Source organism: Actinomadura sp. CNU-125 (genome assembly GCF_001942465.1).
In the GTDB taxonomy this organism is placed as follows: Bacteria; Actinomycetota; Actinomycetes; order Streptosporangiales; family Streptosporangiaceae; genus Spirillospora.
On record NZ_MKJY01000585.1, the window covers coordinates 1 to 14,685 of the forward strand.

Genomic DNA, 14,685 nt, shown 5'->3' on the forward strand with positions numbered 1-14,685 from the left:
CAGCCTCCTGACGCTTCCCCAAACCCACCAGCACCATCCCCGGCTACAAGGTGTTGCGACGACCAGTTGAATCCGCCTTGAGTCCCGTGATCGGAATGCAGGATTGTGGAACCGGTCGGCGGGTTGCGCCGTGTCACGACCATCGCCAGGGCGCCCGCGACGAGATCGGTGTCCTGGCGGGCGTCGATGGACCAGCCGATGATCCGCCGCGAATAGGCGTCCATGACCGCTGCGCAGTACAGTTTCCCTTCGCCTGTCGGGTGCTCGGTTATATCGGTCAGCCAGAGCCGGGCCGGGCCGCGACGTCGAAGCGGCGCTGCACCAGGTCCTCTTCGGTCGCCTGATGCACCAGGTTGCGGCGGCCCCTGCGCCGGTAGACGCCCTGCAGCCCGGCGTGGCGCATCAGCCGCTCGACTCGTTTGCGGTTGACCCGCTCGCCCAGCCCCAGCGTCAGTTCCGCGTGCACACGAGGCGAGCCGTAACTGCCCCGGGAATCGGCGTGGATTTCGCGGATCATCTTCGTCAGTTCCTTGTTCCGCAGCGCGCGGGGCGGCTCGGGCCGGCCGAGCCAGTCGTAATATCCCGACGTGGAGACGTTCAGTACTCGGCAGGCCACCGCGACCGGGATGGAGTCGGCGGCGAGTTCGCGGACCAGCGAGTAGATTACTTTGGGAGCACGTTTTCCCGGGCGAAGTACGCGGCCGCCCGTTTGAGGATCTCGTTCTCGGTCTCCAGTTGCCGGTTGCGCCGTCGCAGCTCGGCCAGTTCCTTCTTCTCCGCGGTGGTCAGGCGGTCACTGCCGCCCTTCTCTCCTGCGCCTTTGTCGTCGGTATTGGCCTGGTTCACCCAGTTCTGCAAGCAGGACCGGCTGACGCCCAGATCCTTGGCCAGCTGGACCACGGACTTATCGCCCTGGCGGGCCAGCTCGACCGCGCGGCGGCGGAACTCGGGCGGGTGTGGTGAGGGCATGGCGGACATCCTTCCTGATGATCGCCGGTGACCTCAGGTCAGTAGTCCGTGCTCCGGGGGAAGCTCAGCCCGACACCCCCGCGTGACAGCCACCCCAACTTCACCCTTGACTCTTCGTGAGTAAACAGCTGCACTCCGTGCTTGAATGGAATAGCAAACGACCTCAGGGCACGTGATCGCCAGGAGCGCTCGAGCCGTCTCCCCCGCCTTCCCGACGCGAACCCGTTCAAGGCACCGCCAACCGCCCGGGAGCAACAAGGGCACTCGACATGCCCAACGCCCAGAGCGCGCTCCCCGGCACTGAGCGTGATCCGAAGCATAAGAGAGTGCGGCCACGGCCGTCGGCTCGCAGAGTGCTCCGCTGGCGTGGGTGACCTGACAGGTCGGCAAGGTCCACCTCGACCGACACGAGGAGCAACCCATGGCAAAAATCATGATCGGCAAGTACGAGGGTTCGATCTACCCGGAGGGCGCAAACGCCTCAAAAGGAAGGGACGAACGAAGACCGAAGTCCGGGACAAGCTCAAGGAGGCCGCCAAGGATCTGGAGTCCGGCATCAAGAGCTCCGCTACCTACACGGTCGCGGACGCCGTCGAGGACTGGCTCGCCAAAGGACTCAAAGGACGCGACGCCAACACCGTCACGACGAACCGCGGCCTCGCCGACAAGCACGTGATCCCGCTGATCGGCAAGACCAAGATCAAGGACCTGCGCGCGGACGACGTCGACGAATGGCTCGACGGACTCACCGGGAACCTGTCCACCCGGAGCCTGCAGGCGGTGCACTCGATCCTCAAGCGGGCCATCCGGCAGGCGCAGGCACGCGACCGGGTCGTACGGAACGTGGCCGAGCTGGTCACCACTCCCAAGGGCCGGGCCGGACGGCCGAGCAAGGCCCTCACCCTCGACCAGGCCACGGCCGTGCTCAAGGCCGCCAAGTCATCAAGGCTGCACGCCTACGTCGTACTCAGCCTCATGATCGGCATCCGCACCGAAGAAGCGCGTGCTCTGCAGTGGCAGCACGTCGTCGCCTGGGAGAGGGAAGGGGACGCGTGGCGCCCGGTGGGCACGGCCGGGTTCGAGCATGAACGCTTCGCCGTTTACGTGTGGCGTTCGGTGCGGGCGCACGGCGACACCAAGACCAAAACCTCGCGGCGCACGCTGGAGCTCCCCGACGACGCGGTGGACGCGCTGCGCCGGCTGCACGTCCGGCAGGCGTCCGAACGACTCAAAGCCGGTCTCGTGTGGCAGGACGGGGATCTCGTCTTCTGCACCCGGACGGGGAGGGCGCTGAGTCCCGCCAATGTGCGGCGGGAGTTCCGGCGGATCACCGGGGTGGCCGGGATCGGGGAGAACTGGACGCCGCGGGAGCTGCGGCACTCGTTCGTGTCGATCATGAGCGACAGCGGCGTGCGGATCGAGACGATCGCCGACCTTGTCGGGCACGCCGGGACGGCGGTCACCGAGAAGGTGTACCGGCACCAGCTCAGGCCGGTCATCAACGAGGGAGCCGCCACGATGAACACCGTGTTCGGTCGGGGAAGGTCCGCCTAGGCCTGTGGGTGTTGGCTCCCCGTTCGGCTCCCGACGGTCTTCCAAGATCGAAAAAGGTCCCGGAGTGAACTCCGAGCCCCTCTCTGACCTGCTGAAACGCGGTGGGCGATACTGGGTTCGAAAGTGAATCCGGCATTCGTCGCTGATCTGCAAAAAGGCGATGTGGCCTGCAAGAACGCTCGGAAATGAGCGGAAACGCGGTACACTGGGATACATAGGCATTTGGCATGAGTTTGGCACGGGAATGGCTCTCGTGCACATAGCCGAAGGAGTCCCAGAATTGTCACGTCCGAAGCGAGCGAATTGCCCCCATTGCAAGCGCAAGACGCCCCACGCCCACGGCGTGCGGCACCTCCCGCCGACCAAGGCGTGCCCTCGGGGGACGTTCCAGGCGCGGCTGCTCACCCCGGACGGCCGCCAGACCGCCCGGACCTTCCAGACCGAGCGGGACGCGGTCGCATGGCTCGGTGAGCAGCGCTCGATGATCAGCAAGGGCACGTGGACCACGGCCACGGCGCAGGTCACCACCTCGTTCGGCGACTACGCCGAGCGGTGGCTGGCCACGCGCACGGTGCGCGGCCGTCCGCTGGCCGACCGCACCCGCGCCGGGTACCGGGACCTGCTCGACCGGTTCATCCTCCCCGAGTTCGCCGCCACGCCTCTGCACACGATCACTCGCGAGGACGTGACGCGCTGGCACGGCCGCCGCCTGCCGCAGGACAGGCCGACCTACCGCGCGAAGGCGTACGGCCTGCTGCGGACGATCCTCGCGGGGGCAGTGGAGGACGGGCACCTGACGGTGAACCCCGCCCGCATCCGGGGGGCCGGGCAGTCGCGCCGACGCCACGCGATCCGCCCCGCGACCGTCGAGGAGCTGGCGGCTTTGGCCGAGGCGATGCCGCCGCGCTACCGGCTGATGGTCGCCCTTGCGGCCTTCTGCGCGCTGCGCTACGGGGAGCTGACCGAGCTTCGCCGGGGCGACGTGGACGTCAAGGCCGGGGTCCTGCGCATCTCCCGCGCCGTCGTGCTGGCCGAGGGCCGGTTCGTCGTCAAGACGCCCAAGACCGAGGCGGGCGAGCGCGACGTGGCGATCCCGCCGCACCTGATGCCGATGGTGCGCGCCCACCTGCTGGAGCACACCGCGCCGGGCTCCGACGGGCTGCTGTTCCCCGCCCGCAACGACGCGGCGGGGCACCTGCGGCAGTCCAGCTTCGCGAAGGTCTACTACCCGGCTCGGGAGAAGGCCGGACGGCCGGACCTGCGCTTTCACGACCTGCGCCACACCGGGGCGACGCTGGCCGCCCAGTCCGGCGCGACCCTGCGCGAGCTGATGTCGCGCCTGGGCCACTCCTCGTCCCAGGCGGCGCTGAACTACCAGCACGCCGCCGGAGGCCGGGACGCGGCCATCGCCCGCGCCCTGTCCGAGCTGACCGGCTGGAGCGAGGACACAGGCGAGCTGACCGGCGAGGCATAGGCCGGGAGGCGAGCGGAACGCTGGAACCGCCGCACGGGTGCCGCTGCGCCTCACGGCACCGTGGACACCCGGACGCCCCTCACGTCCGGCACAGGCGCACTCAGGGCCGGACAGGCACGTCTGACGTGCGGGTAAGCTGGAACGAGAGACAGACCACCGCCCGAGGGTCGCGCTGCTGATCGCTCGGGATAACGGACACTCGCTGCCACCGATTCACCCGGCATGAGCAGCAGGAGCAGCGCTAGGAGCGGCCTCCCATGAGGCCCGCGAGGTGAGAGTCAGCAGCCAAGGTGTCAGGGCACACTGCCCCTCGGCTGTGCATCCTTCGGGAGCACTCTCAATGTCCAAGCGTGAGCACGCCAAGCGTCACCTCGACATCCAGCAGGGCAAGCGCCAGCTCGTCACGCAGGAGCAGGCCGCCGCCGAACTCGACGTCACCGATCGCACCATCCGGAACTGGATCACCCGAGGGCACATCACCGGGTACCGGCTACCGGGCGGCCGTGCTATCAGGGTTGACCTGAACGAGATCCGCGCCGCCGTCCGCGTGATCCCCGCCGTGCGCCGCGCCGTCCAGCCCTACGGCCCCAAGGCCCGCATCGTCACCGTGGCCGAGGCCGTCACGGACGGCGGTGAGGGCGGTGAGTGAGCCGAGGGTCATCAACCCCGCCGACTCCATCGACGCCCCGTACGCCCTCTACTCGTGCGGCGACCGCACCGTGTCGTACTGGGAGGACGCCGCCGCCGCCATCGAGTGCGCGCACTTCCTGGACAAGACCGGTTGCGGCCCGCACTGCCAGAGGCAGCACCGCGTCAGCGAGCGGGCGTGCAAGGTGTGCATCGTGCCCGGCTGCGGGGGCCGCCGCGCCATCCGCTCGCACGGCTGGTGCTCCATGCACCACGAGCAGTGGCGGCGCGCGGGTGCCGTGCCCGCCCGCCCGGTCTCGCCGAACCCGTGGGCCGTCGTGGAGGAGATGCGGGCCGCGCACGCCGAGGCGGTGGGCGGATGAGCGCCCGCACCGACCCGCCCGGCTGGTTCACCCGTGACCCCTCGTGGCGCTGGCTGGTCGAGGAGGGCCGCGAACTGCCCGAGTTCCGGAGGAAGGACGAGTGCTCGGAGCCCGGTTGCCGCCGCCCGAGGAAGACGCGCGGCATGTGCGCCACGCACTACAACCGCTGGTGGTGGCGACTGCGGCGCTTGGGGCTCCCCCTTCCGCCGCTGCCGCCCCGCCCGGCCCCGCCGCCGCCCGCCGCGATCGTGGCGGAGATGCAGGCCGCCCACGCCGAGCTGGCGAAGGTGGTGGGCGGGTGAGCGACAACGATGAGGTGGAACTCGATCTGACCGCCGTCGTGCCGCTTGACGGCGAGGTGCCCGACTTCGCCGCCATGAACGAGTGGCAGCGCGAGCACTGGGCCGAGGGTGACCGCTGGCGCCTGAGGACGCTTCGGGACTGGGAGGACAGTCAGACCGGCCTGCGCGTGGTGCGCACTGAGCGCTACAGCGTGCAGGCGGACGACGGCGGACCTCCAGTCTGTACCGAGGTGTCCGACCGCTCGCACGACCCCAGGCAATGCCTGGGGTGCTCGCGCCGGACGGCGTGGGTTGCCGATCAAGTGCGGCTGGAGTCGCAGGCCGCCGGGCTGGAGCTGGCGAACGCCGCGTTCAAGTCGGGTCGTGAGGTGTTCGAGACCCCGCCGTTCAACCCGTTGTGGGGCACCGAAGACGAGTTGCTGTCGTCGGTGGGCCAGGGCCTGATGATCGCCGGACGCGACGGCACCGGGAAGACCTCGTTCGGACAGGAGTACGCCAAGCGCCGGGCCGGCCTGTCCGGCTGGGGGCCGGTGATGTGGGACCTGCCCGTGGCCGTGCTGCCGCGCGGTGAGCGGGTGCTCTACTTCGCGATGGACAGGCCCCAGCAGGCCCGCGAGGCGTTCGTGCGCAGCCTGTCACCCGACCAGGGCGACGAGGTGAACGAGCGGTTCGTGTTCCATGAGTCGCCGCCCGTGCTCGACCTGAGCGGCGCGCGGGGGCAGGAGTGGCTGCTTGAGTCCGTGGCCCGGTTCGAGGCGGGGATGGTCGTGTTCGACTCCCGCAAGGACCTGGGCGACACGATGGACACCAAGCGGCTGTCGGGGATCGCGAGGATGACCCAGATGCTCAGCGGGCTGAACGTCGAGGTCGTGTTCCTCCACCACCCCGTCAAGGAGTACCGGCGCGGGACTCCCGCGCTGGAGCAGGTCTACGGGCACCGCGAGGTGTTCAGCGGTCTCGGGTCGGTGCTGTTCATCGAAGGCGATCCCGGCGCACGCGACGTGCGTATTCACCAGGTGAAGCCGCTCCGCAAGCCGGTGACCCCGTTCCAGGTGACGCTGGACCACGCGACCGGCACCAGCACCAGGGCGAGCAGGGTAGCCGAGGCGCAGGCCCGCCAGTTGGCGGAGCAGGCCGCACGGTACGCCGACGCTCAGCGGCTGGACAGGCTGAGGCAGGCGCTAGGGAAGCATGCCGATGCCGAGGGCTGGGCGCCATCCGGCGCCGTGGCCAAGGAGCTGGGCGTGGAGCGAATGTCAGGCAGCGAGTACGAGGACCTGGTGGCCACGTCCGCGCGGGGACGGTACGCGAAGGTCCGGCTGCTGCCCTGACCGGCGGGCACCTCCCGACCGGACGCCGCCCCCTGAAAGGCGGCCGGACGGGTGGGAGGTGCCCCACCGTTCTCCACGCAGCGCTCTCCACGCGGCTCGACGCTCCTCCACGGGCGCGTGGAGAGCCGCGTGGAGAACTCTTGATACATGCTCTGACCTGGGATGTTTCTCCACGCGATTCTCCACGTGTCTGCGTGGAGGTTCCTCCACGCTCCTCCACGCGGAGCGTGGAGGGTTCTATAGGCGTGGAGCGTGGAGCGTGGAGGATTCAGGCCCGGTTCTGGGTGTAGGCGCGCAGCCGGGCGATCTCCAGGCGCACCTTCTCCTGACGGCTGGAGGCCCGAGCCGGGACGCTCGCGGTCAGGGATCGGGGAGCGCGCCGCGTCAGCGAGGGAGCGGCGGGCCGGTAGAGCGTGGTCGTGGTGCGGTGCATGGCGGTCCTTCCTCTCCCCTCGATTGTCTCACGAACGCATGTTCGGTGACCTGCGTCACAGAGTGCAGTTCGAGCCGACCCGGAGAAGCCGACGCCCCGCCCCTTCGAGGGGAGGCGGGGCGAGGGCCGAAGGAGTGCCGCGACGCACGGACGGTGACCATCCTAGGGCCGATACGGTGCGTAGTACGGTGCGCCCAGGGGGTGACGGCCGCCCGGCGACGGCCGGTGACCGAGGGTGACCGCGATCACCCGGTGGTCGGGTGCTCTGGCGGTCGGTCTCCCCCGCCGTCCACCTCGTCCGACTGGGCGACGAAGGTCCCGCGCCCGACCCGCGTGACCACGACGCCGCGCTCCTTCAGGAGCCCGATGGCCTTCTGGATCGTGGGCAACGACAGGTCGAACTCGTCCTTGAGCGCGCGGGCCGGAGGGATGCGCTTGGTGTAGGTGCCGTCCTTGATCCTGGCCTCGATGATCGCGGCCACCTGCTCATACAGAGGGTCCGGCGAGTCCAGGTCAATGCTCATGATCTCACCGTATTGACCTGCGGTTAATGCTTGTTCACCACTAGTCAATGCTTCACACCACTACACACCGTTGGTCAATCCGCGTAGGGTCAGGCCCATGACGTCCCTCCCACGCCGCGCCCGCGAGCCCGAGCGGCAGATACCTGACTTCGACGTGTTCGAGCTGGACGGCGGCCGGTGGCAGGCCGTGCACGTCAGTGACCACGACCTGACCCTGGAGCACTCCGACTGGTGCGAGCTGTTCATGGCGTGCGTCGCCGCGCGGGTCCGCTACGACCTCCAGCGGGCGGCCGAGGAGCTGGCCGAGCGCATGGCCGCGCACCCCTGGCGCAACGCCGATGTCTGACGACCTCGCGAAGCGCCTGGCCGCCTACGAGGCCCTGATGGACGCGATCGTGCCGGAGTCCGCGTACTGGCTGCTGGGCGAGCGCGAGGACGCCGACCGCGTCCAGTTCCTCGCTGAGGCCGTCCGAGACCCGTCCACCGTCCCGGACCGGCCTGAGAACGCGACCGGCAGCAGCCCGGCCCCCTCGGAGAGAATGGCCCCATGACCGCCCCCGCCGACCTGCGCGCCCGGCTGGCCGCCGCGATGGACCGAGCCGACCGGGCGCGTGCCAACCCCTCGGACCCCGAGGACTGGCCGCCCGTGACCCGGCTGGCGGGTGCGCCCGTCCCGCCCGGCTTCACGGCCTGGCGCGTCGGCGGCGAGGACGGGCACGTGACCGCAATGCCCTCCGTGCGCGACTCGGCCCCGCTGGAGTTCCGCCAGCGCTACATGGCCCGCGTGGTCGCCAACGGCACCGGGCTGTGCCCGCTGTGCGGCGAGGCGGCGGGGATCAGCGGCCCCGACCCCGAGCATGGGCACCTGGCCGGGTACCGCGCCGTGCCCGTGACGGTCGGTATCACCCACTCGCCGGACTGCCCGGCCCTGTTCACCGAGGAGGACCGGACATGGTTCGACCCCAGAGCCGTCCAGTGACCCGATCGGACCTGGCGATAGCCCAGGACCGCAGCCACCAGACGCCCGCCAGCCGCAGGGCGGCGATGAGCCGCCTGAAGGAGTACGTGAACCGGGCGGCGCCGAAGCTGCCCGCACCCGCCCTCGTGGCCAGCTCGGGGGGCATGCCCCGGGGCTACTGCTCCGCGTGCCGCGCGATCCACTTCTGAAGGAGCCCGCCATGACCACCACGGCCGAGACCGCCCCGACCGCCCTCGTGAGCCTGCCCGAGGGTCGCCACGCCTGCGCCGACTGCGGGCAGGCGTGCCCCGAGGGGGCGGCGGTCTGCGAGCGGGTGCCGGTCTTCCGGGGACGGCCGAGCCTCGACCCATCGACGCCCCCGCCCGCTCTCGCCGGGTACGTGCTGCTGTCCCGCTGCCCCTCGTGCTCCGAACGTCCCGCCGCCGCTGACCGCCTGGCCAAGGCTCTCGGCTCGTTCCGACGCGACGGGCTGATCCTTCACGGCCCCGCCCTGCGCGATCACCTCGTGGCCGCCCTGTGCGGGCTGGAGGCGGCCGGAGGGACCGCCGCGCCCCCGGACGACCCCAGGGAGCTGCTGAGCGTGTTCGAGGCGGTCTACGAGGGGCTCGCGTCCGCCCGCTCGGCCCGCTGGGCGTCGGTCGCGCGGCCCGGCCGGTGCGCGCCCGAACCCTGGGCGCACGTGGACGAGGAGACGCGCGCCGCGCTGCGGTCCGTCGCCGGGCGGCTGATGGCCGTCCGCGTGGCGGCCGGTGCCCCGCCCGTCGAGCTGGCCCCGCTCGGGGCGGCTGCGCCATGTGCGGCCTGTCCTCGATCAGCATGAGCGCGGCCGAGGTCGCCCGGCTGGGCGGTCGCGAGCAGGCCCGAGCGGAGGTCTGGACCGGCGGCCTGTGCCACCCCTGCGCCGACGCCGTCGAGCGGGCGGGCGCGATGGGGCCGACCGCCGTCGAGCGGGCCTACCTGTCGAGCGGGTACGCACGAGGGTCGGGCGGGGTCGTGGCCCTGCGCCGCCGTATCGAGGACGGTGAGCTGACCGTCCGCCCGTGGAGCGCGAGCGGCGCGTCCTCCTCCGCGACGCCGTGGGCGCACATGGCGGCCGAGGTGGCTCGGCTGGACGAGGCCGAGCGCCAGCGCCTCCGCGACCCGTTCGAGAGTTCGGTTCGGGCCGAGTAGGACTCGATTCGGCAGGGGGCATCTGGCCGTCCCTAACCGGCGTTAGGTGCGGCTACCTATACCCAGGTGCGTCTAGGTGCACTGGGGGCGAGCGCCTGCCCGAGTGTCTCGTTCTCCCAGGTCAGCCCCAGGATGCGGAACGCTGGAACCGCTGCGCCTTTGGCATGGGTTTGGCATGACCACGGGGACCCCTGCGGGAAATGGGGTCTGACCTGCATAAATGCAAGTGGGCGATACTGGGTTCGAACCAGTGACCTCTTCGGTGTGAACACGACCGACCATTCCCGCCACAAGACCAACTCTTAAGTTTGCCCAGCTCAGGACTGCCCCTTCACTCCACCACAGCGCCCTTCGGGGAAGGTCGAGCAGCTTCTGATCTCCCGCAATTGACACCCCCGCCCCTGCCCACTATTCACCCTCAGTAACTAGGATCCACTCCCCCGCTCTCGTGCCGCCCACTGAGCCGAACAACAATGGTCGCACGGGCGCGGCCTGTCAGCAGCTTGACGGTCGACATGCACACCTCCGGACTTTTAATCCGTAGGTTGTGGGTTCGAGTCCCACGCGACCCACCACCCCTGACCAGGGCAAACGCGAGATTGGCCCGGTTTGCCCCCCGCCGGTTCCGTCCCGGTTTGTTCCCGTGTTCGCTCGGTGTTCGCTCGTCGGTCGGGACTCGCCCTCCAGGCATGCTCCGTCTCGCTCTCTTTGGGGCTTGACGATCCCTTTAAGTAACTCGCCGCTGACTTCTAGTCACAGTGGACGACCGGGCCGAGATGGATGGTTCGTCGGCAACCATGTTGATCGAGGTGTCGACCGGGACGGCGCCGTGGCGCTCCCGATCGTGATGTGCGTTCAGCCGCCGATGTGGGGATGCCGAGCGCGGTCGATAGCCCATCGCAGAACTCCGCGGTGGGCGGGCAGTAGCGGATCAGGTCGCGCAGGACGATCGTGGCGCCACGCCCGAGTTCGCGCAGCATCGCGTGGGGGTCGGCGACGCCTCGGCCCTTCTCTCTCCCCGGCCTGCCCGCGGACGGCTTGCGCGAGGGCGGGCAGCGATCTCAGGCTTCGGTGCGGATCAGCGGCCAGGCCTGTTCGGCGAAGGGCGGCCGGCGGGGCGCCGCGAGCAGGCGGCGCACGGACCGGCCGTCGCTGCGCCCCGCGCGTCAGTCTCCCCAGCGCGGTGCGCACCGACACCAGGGCGACGGTCAGGGCGCGCCACCCCTGCTCGGGACCGGCGTGCGCCAGGGCGACCTCGTCGTCGCGTTCCAGCAGGCCGCACCGGAACAAACAGGCGTTGGACACCCCCGGACCCGGCCATGCCGAACGGTTCGAGTTCTGCCGCGCGCGGGCGCCATGCCGGCGGCCCCGTGGACGGCGACACCCTGTTCGATCAGGGCGCAGATCTCCTTGTGCCGGACGGACGCCGACTGGAAGAAGACACCGTCCAGGATCGCCACCCGATCACCCGGCCGGGCACCGCACGCGAGCAGGTCGCCGTGCCCGACGGGCGGCAGGACGACCGCGTCCGGTGCGAGGGCCCGAACCTCCCGTCCGTCCAGCGACGGGCCGGTGAAGACGAACGTGCGGGTCATGACGGAACGCCTCCCGTGCGGGGGCCGGAGTCCCCCAGTTCCCGGCGGTCGTCGAAGCGCAGCCCCGGCGCGATGACCTTGACGACCGGGACGCCGCCGGGGCTCGGCAGCACGACCTCGATCGGGACGCGCCCGGTGCGCTCGGCGATCAGGTCGGTGAGGGCCCGGACGTCCGCGGTGAAGGAGCGGGCGAGCGGCCGTCCCCAGTCCCACCCGACGGTTCGTCCGGTGCGGCCGGACGCGACCGGTGGTGCGGCGGCGCGGTAGAGGACCGGCGGCAGGTCGTCGCGCGCGCCGGTGATGGCGGTGAGCCTGCTCTGCGCCGCCTCGGTCAGCGCCCGGCACAGGGCCACGGCCGGGTCGGGGTGGCAGCCCGTGTCCGCGGCCGCGTGGCCCCTCAGAAGGCGGCGCCTCGCCGAAGACGAACACGACCAGGACCTCCGGTAAAGTTTCGCAGTCGTGGTGGGTGATGTGCATCCGAAGCGGGTGTAGCGGCCGAATGCTCTGTATCCACACAAACGATCGGAGCTACCATGCGAAAGTCATTTTTCGCAGCAGCGGCCGCGCTCCTGCTGGGGGCGGTCACTGCGACCGCGGCGCCGGCGACGGCGGCGACGAGCAGGGAGTCGGCCGCGGCTCGGCAGACCGCGACCGTCAGCATCCTGCACGCCGTACCGGGCCTGACCGTGGACGTGTACGCCGGCGACAAGGAACTGGTGTCGGACTTCGAGCCCGGCACGCTCACCGATCCGCTGAAGCTGCCCGCGGGAACCTACGACCTCAAGGTCTTCAAGGCCGGGCAGGGCCCGGACGGGGAACCCGCGATCAGCAAGGACGGCGTCAAGGTCCCCGGAGGGGCCAACGCCACCGTGGTGGCGCATCTCGGTGAGAACGGCGACCCCATGCTCACCCCCTTCGTCAACGACACCTCCAAAGTCGCGGCAGGCAAGGCGCGGCTCACCGTCCGGCACGTCGCCGCGGCGCCCGCCGTGGACGTGCGCGCCAACGGAAAGCCCGTGGTCGAAGGGCTGACCAACCCTAACGAGGCCAAACTCGAAACGGCGGCCGGCCCGGTCGAGGCCGATGTCGTCCTGGCCGGGACCGACAACGTCGTGATCGGCCCGGCCAACCTGGACCTGGGTGAGGGCACCAACACCATCGTGTACGCGTGGGGCAGCGCCGAGGACGGCAACCTCAAGCTGGCCACGCAGGTCATCGAGGGGCTGCACACGGCCCCCGGTGGCGTTCCCGGCGGGACCGGCGGCCAGGCCGAGCCGTCGTCCGGCCCGTTCGGCGTGTCGTGGTGGCTGCTGGCGCTCATCGGCGCGGGGTTCCTGGCGGCCGCGACCTCGGGCGTCCGGCTGCTCGTGGTGCGAGGCCGGCGCTGAGCGCCCGATCGCCACGGCGGTCGCTTCGGTGGACGGTGGCGGTGCTGGTGGGCGGCTTGGTGATCGCGCTCGGAGCCGCCGCTCTCGCGATCGCCTTCCACCGGCCCGCCGCCACCGACGCGGGACGGCGGCCCGACTTCGCCGCCGTCCCCACCGAGCGCGCCCCGAACGGCACGAACCCCACCGGTCCCGTCGCCGACGCGGGACGCCCCGTCGAGCTGATCGTTCCGCAGCGGGACGTGGCGGCCCCGATCACGCCTGTCGGTGTGGACCGGAAGGGGAGGATGGCCATCCCCGACGATCCCGCAAAAGTAGGGTGGTACCGCTACGGAGCCGCACCCGGGGAAGGGGCCGGATCGGTGGTCATCGCCGGTCATGTCGACAGCGCGACCAGCGGCCTGGGGGCGCTGGCCGCGCTCCGGGGGATCGAGCCGGGCGAGGACGTCCGGGTGCGGATGTCGGACGGCCCGAGCGTGCGTTACCGGGTGGTTTCGCGTGAGTACATCGTCAAGCAGGCCGTCCCGTACCAGACCTTGTTCGCGCGGGACGGTGCCCCCCGCCTGACGCTGATCACCTGCGGCGGCCCCTTCATCGAGCGCCTCGGCAGCTACCGCGACAACCTGATCGTCACTGCGGTCCCGGCCGGATCCGCAGCCACCCCGCGATCACGTGCGTAGTGCGTCGCCGGGGCGCGCGGCTTCGCCGCGGATCCGGGTCGCGAGCCGGTCGCCGAGAAGCTGGACGACGCGGAGGTGGGCGTCCGCCTGCGCGACGGCGACGAGGCGTGCCTGGCCGAGGCGTACCGGCGCTGGTCCCGGCTGGTCTACACGGTGGCGGTGCGTTCGCTCGGCGACCGCAGCGACGCCGAGGACGTTACGCAGCAGGTGTTCGTATCGGCCTGGCGCAGCCGCCGCACCTACAAGCTGGAGATGGGGAGCCCCGCGGCCTGGTTGATGGGCATCACCAGGCGCAGGGTGGCCGACCACTGGGCCGGCCGCCGCCGGGAACGGGATCTGGCGCTGGTCGCCCCCGTCGACGACAATCCGCCGCCGGATCCGCAGGCCGTCACCGACAGCGTGGTGCTCGCCGACGAGATGACCCGGCTCGGAGAACCGCGCCGGACCATCCTGCGCCTCGCCTTCTACGAACAACTGACGCACACCGAGATCGCCGAGCGGCTGGATCTGCCGCTGGGTACCGTGAAAAGCCACATCAGACGGGGTTTGGGGTTGCTGCGCGACAGATTGGGGGTGGACGATGCATCTTGACCACGAGCAGCTCGCACTGCTGGCCCTCGGCGAGGACATCGACCGCTCCGACGCCGACGCGCACCTCGCGCGCTGCACCACCTGCACGCGTGAACTGCACGAACTCCAGGGCGTGGTGGAGACCGCCCGGTACGGGCCGTCCGCGGACCAGCTCTTGGAGCCCCCGCCCCGTGTGTGGGACCGCATCGTCGCGGACCTCGAAGATGAGGCCGCCGCGCCGGCGCGGGCTCGGCCGCACCGCTGGTGGGTCCACCGGAGGAGCATGCTGCTCGCCTCCGTCGCAGCAGGCCTGATCGGTGTCCTGGTCGGCGGACTGGGCGTATCGCTGAACGAGCGTCCCGAGGTGATCGCCCGGACCGCCCTGACCTCCCTGCCGGGCAAGGCCGGGACCGGGTCGGCCACCCTCCAACGCCTCGACGGCGGTCTGGCCGTCCACCTCGATGTCAGCGGCCTGCCGGCCGGAGGCGGGTACTACCAGGTCTGGCTGCTGGACCCCGCCGCACAGAAACTCATCTCGCTGGGCAATCTGACTTCGACCGGGACCGGCACGCTGCCGTTGCCGCCGGGGTTGAACCCGGCGCGGTATCCCGTCGTCGACGTTTCTTTGGAGCCGCGGGACGGGAATCCGGCACATTCTTCCAACAGCTTCCTGCGTGGACGCCTACCGACGTGATGCCGTCCGGGTGAG

The 14,685-nt window shown here is 70.7% G+C and carries 23 protein-coding genes; 16 read left to right on the plus strand and 7 right to left on the minus strand.

The annotated features are described in order from the left end of the window. The 3 genes from BJF79_RS46550 to BJF79_RS46560 form a co-directional block, all read right to left on the minus strand. On the minus strand, positions 1-281 hold a 281-nt coding region (locus BJF79_RS46550), incomplete at its 3' end, for a DDE-type integrase/transposase/recombinase (RefSeq protein ID WP_143220977.1). Next, positions 278-616, minus strand: a complete 339-nt coding sequence (locus tag BJF79_RS46555; RefSeq protein ID WP_075907041.1) for an IS3 family transposase — start codon at positions 614-616, stop codon at positions 278-280. The genes BJF79_RS46550 and BJF79_RS46555, both read right to left, overlap by 4 nt. A gap of 47 nt (positions 617-663) precedes the next feature. Beyond that, the gene (locus BJF79_RS46560) at positions 664-969 is read right to left on the minus strand and encodes a transposase (protein ID WP_075907042.1); all 306 of its coding nucleotides are present in this window, start codon (positions 967-969) and stop codon (positions 664-666) included. Between the two features lie 366 nt (positions 970-1,335). Between BJF79_RS46560 and xerC the strand changes: the two genes are divergently transcribed. The 6 genes from xerC (at position 1,336) to BJF79_RS46590 (ending at position 6,640) form a co-directional block, all read left to right on the plus strand. Next, positions 1,336-2,523, plus strand: coding sequence for a tyrosine recombinase XerC (gene xerC / locus BJF79_RS46565; RefSeq protein WP_262403580.1), 1,188 nt, complete (start codon positions 1,336-1,338; stop codon positions 2,521-2,523). 343 nt (positions 2,524-2,866) lie between these two features. After that, positions 2,867-3,997 carry a tyrosine-type recombinase/integrase gene (locus BJF79_RS46570; RefSeq protein WP_075907043.1) on the plus strand — a complete coding sequence of 377 codons (1,131 nt, stop codon included), beginning with the start codon at positions 2,867-2,869 and terminating at the stop codon, positions 3,995-3,997. 340 nt (positions 3,998-4,337) lie between these two features. Next, a complete protein-coding gene (locus BJF79_RS46575) occupies positions 4,338-4,646 on the plus strand; it encodes a helix-turn-helix domain-containing protein (protein ID WP_075907044.1) in 309 nt (102 codons plus the stop codon). Further along, positions 4,639-5,007, plus strand: a complete 369-nt coding sequence (locus BJF79_RS46580) for a hypothetical protein (RefSeq protein WP_075907045.1) — start codon at positions 4,639-4,641, stop codon at positions 5,005-5,007. Before BJF79_RS46575 ends, BJF79_RS46580 begins: the two co-directional genes overlap by 8 nt. Beyond that, a complete protein-coding gene (locus BJF79_RS46585) occupies positions 5,004-5,309 on the plus strand; it encodes a hypothetical protein (RefSeq protein ID WP_075907046.1) in 306 nt (101 codons plus the stop codon). The genes BJF79_RS46580 and BJF79_RS46585 overlap by 4 nt, the downstream gene beginning before the upstream one ends. Positions 5,310-5,323: 14 nt before the next feature. Beyond that, a complete protein-coding gene (locus tag BJF79_RS46590; protein ID WP_143220972.1) occupies positions 5,324-6,640 on the plus strand; it encodes a hypothetical protein in 1,317 nt (438 codons plus the stop codon). 268 nt (positions 6,641-6,908) lie between these two features. On the opposite strand, the gene BJF79_RS56785 is transcribed toward BJF79_RS46590, so the two are convergent. Both BJF79_RS56785 and BJF79_RS46595 read right to left on the minus strand, forming a co-directional pair. Then, positions 6,909-7,073, minus strand: coding sequence for a hypothetical protein (locus BJF79_RS56785; RefSeq protein ID WP_158079509.1), 165 nt, complete (start codon positions 7,071-7,073; stop codon positions 6,909-6,911). A gap of 245 nt (positions 7,074-7,318) precedes the next feature. Further along, positions 7,319-7,597 carry a GntR family transcriptional regulator gene (locus BJF79_RS46595; protein WP_075907048.1) on the minus strand — a complete coding sequence of 93 codons (279 nt, stop codon included), beginning with the start codon at positions 7,595-7,597 and terminating at the stop codon, positions 7,319-7,321. A 97-nt stretch (positions 7,598-7,694) separates the two neighbouring features. On the opposite strand from BJF79_RS46595, the gene BJF79_RS46600 reads away from it, so the two are divergent. From BJF79_RS46600 to BJF79_RS46625, 6 genes are read left to right on the plus strand one after another with little or no spacing between them, the layout of a single operon-like run. Continuing rightward, on the plus strand, positions 7,695-7,943 hold the full coding sequence (locus BJF79_RS46600) for a hypothetical protein (RefSeq protein WP_075907049.1): 249 nt from the start codon (positions 7,695-7,697) through the stop codon (positions 7,941-7,943). Continuing rightward, positions 7,936-8,148 carry a hypothetical protein gene (locus BJF79_RS46605; RefSeq protein ID WP_075907050.1) on the plus strand — a complete coding sequence of 71 codons (213 nt, stop codon included), beginning with the start codon at positions 7,936-7,938 and terminating at the stop codon, positions 8,146-8,148. The genes BJF79_RS46600 and BJF79_RS46605 overlap by 8 nt, the downstream gene beginning before the upstream one ends. Then, positions 8,145-8,576, plus strand: a complete 432-nt coding sequence (locus BJF79_RS46610; RefSeq protein ID WP_075907051.1) for a hypothetical protein — start codon at positions 8,145-8,147, stop codon at positions 8,574-8,576. Before BJF79_RS46605 ends, BJF79_RS46610 begins: the two co-directional genes overlap by 4 nt. Further along, positions 8,573-8,764, plus strand: a complete 192-nt coding sequence (locus BJF79_RS46615; RefSeq protein WP_075907052.1) for a hypothetical protein — start codon at positions 8,573-8,575, stop codon at positions 8,762-8,764. The genes BJF79_RS46610 and BJF79_RS46615 overlap by 4 nt, the downstream gene beginning before the upstream one ends. Positions 8,765-8,775: 11 nt before the next feature. After that, the gene (locus BJF79_RS46620) at positions 8,776-9,396 is read left to right on the plus strand and encodes a hypothetical protein (protein ID WP_075907053.1); all 621 of its coding nucleotides are present in this window, start codon (positions 8,776-8,778) and stop codon (positions 9,394-9,396) included. After that, positions 9,393-9,746: a hypothetical protein gene (locus tag BJF79_RS46625; protein ID WP_143220973.1), complete on the plus strand. Its 354-nt coding sequence runs from the start codon at positions 9,393-9,395 to the stop codon at positions 9,744-9,746. Before BJF79_RS46620 ends, BJF79_RS46625 begins: the two co-directional genes overlap by 4 nt. 1,208 nt (positions 9,747-10,954) lie before the next feature. Here the strand turns inward: BJF79_RS46625 and BJF79_RS46635 are convergent. Together BJF79_RS46635 and BJF79_RS46640 are read right to left on the minus strand one after the other, a co-directional pair. Further along, the gene (locus tag BJF79_RS46635) at positions 10,955-11,341 is read right to left on the minus strand and encodes a TfuA-like protein (RefSeq protein WP_075907055.1); all 387 of its coding nucleotides are present in this window, start codon (positions 11,339-11,341) and stop codon (positions 10,955-10,957) included. After that, positions 11,338-11,859 (minus strand): YcaO-like family protein, encoded by a 522-nt coding sequence (locus tag BJF79_RS46640; RefSeq protein ID WP_143220974.1) that lies wholly within the window; start codon positions 11,857-11,859, stop codon positions 11,338-11,340. The genes BJF79_RS46635 and BJF79_RS46640 overlap by 4 nt, the downstream gene beginning before the upstream one ends. Positions 11,860-11,874: 15 nt before the next feature. On the opposite strand from BJF79_RS46640, the gene BJF79_RS46645 reads away from it, so the two are divergent. The 4 genes from BJF79_RS46645 (at position 11,875) to BJF79_RS46660 (ending at position 14,670) form a co-directional block, all read left to right on the plus strand. Continuing rightward, a complete protein-coding gene (locus BJF79_RS46645) occupies positions 11,875-12,729 on the plus strand; it encodes a DUF4397 domain-containing protein (RefSeq protein WP_075907056.1) in 855 nt (284 codons plus the stop codon). Between the two features lie 35 nt (positions 12,730-12,764). Further along, on the plus strand, positions 12,765-13,406 hold the full coding sequence (locus BJF79_RS46650; RefSeq protein ID WP_143220975.1) for a class F sortase: 642 nt from the start codon (positions 12,765-12,767) through the stop codon (positions 13,404-13,406). 75 nt (positions 13,407-13,481) lie between these two features. Next, positions 13,482-13,997, plus strand: coding sequence for an RNA polymerase sigma factor (locus tag BJF79_RS46655; protein ID WP_262403581.1), 516 nt, complete (start codon positions 13,482-13,484; stop codon positions 13,995-13,997). Continuing rightward, positions 13,987-14,670, plus strand: coding sequence for an anti-sigma factor (locus tag BJF79_RS46660; RefSeq protein ID WP_075907058.1), 684 nt, complete (start codon positions 13,987-13,989; stop codon positions 14,668-14,670). Before BJF79_RS46655 ends, BJF79_RS46660 begins: the two co-directional genes overlap by 11 nt. Positions 14,671-14,685 lie beyond the last annotated feature (15 nt).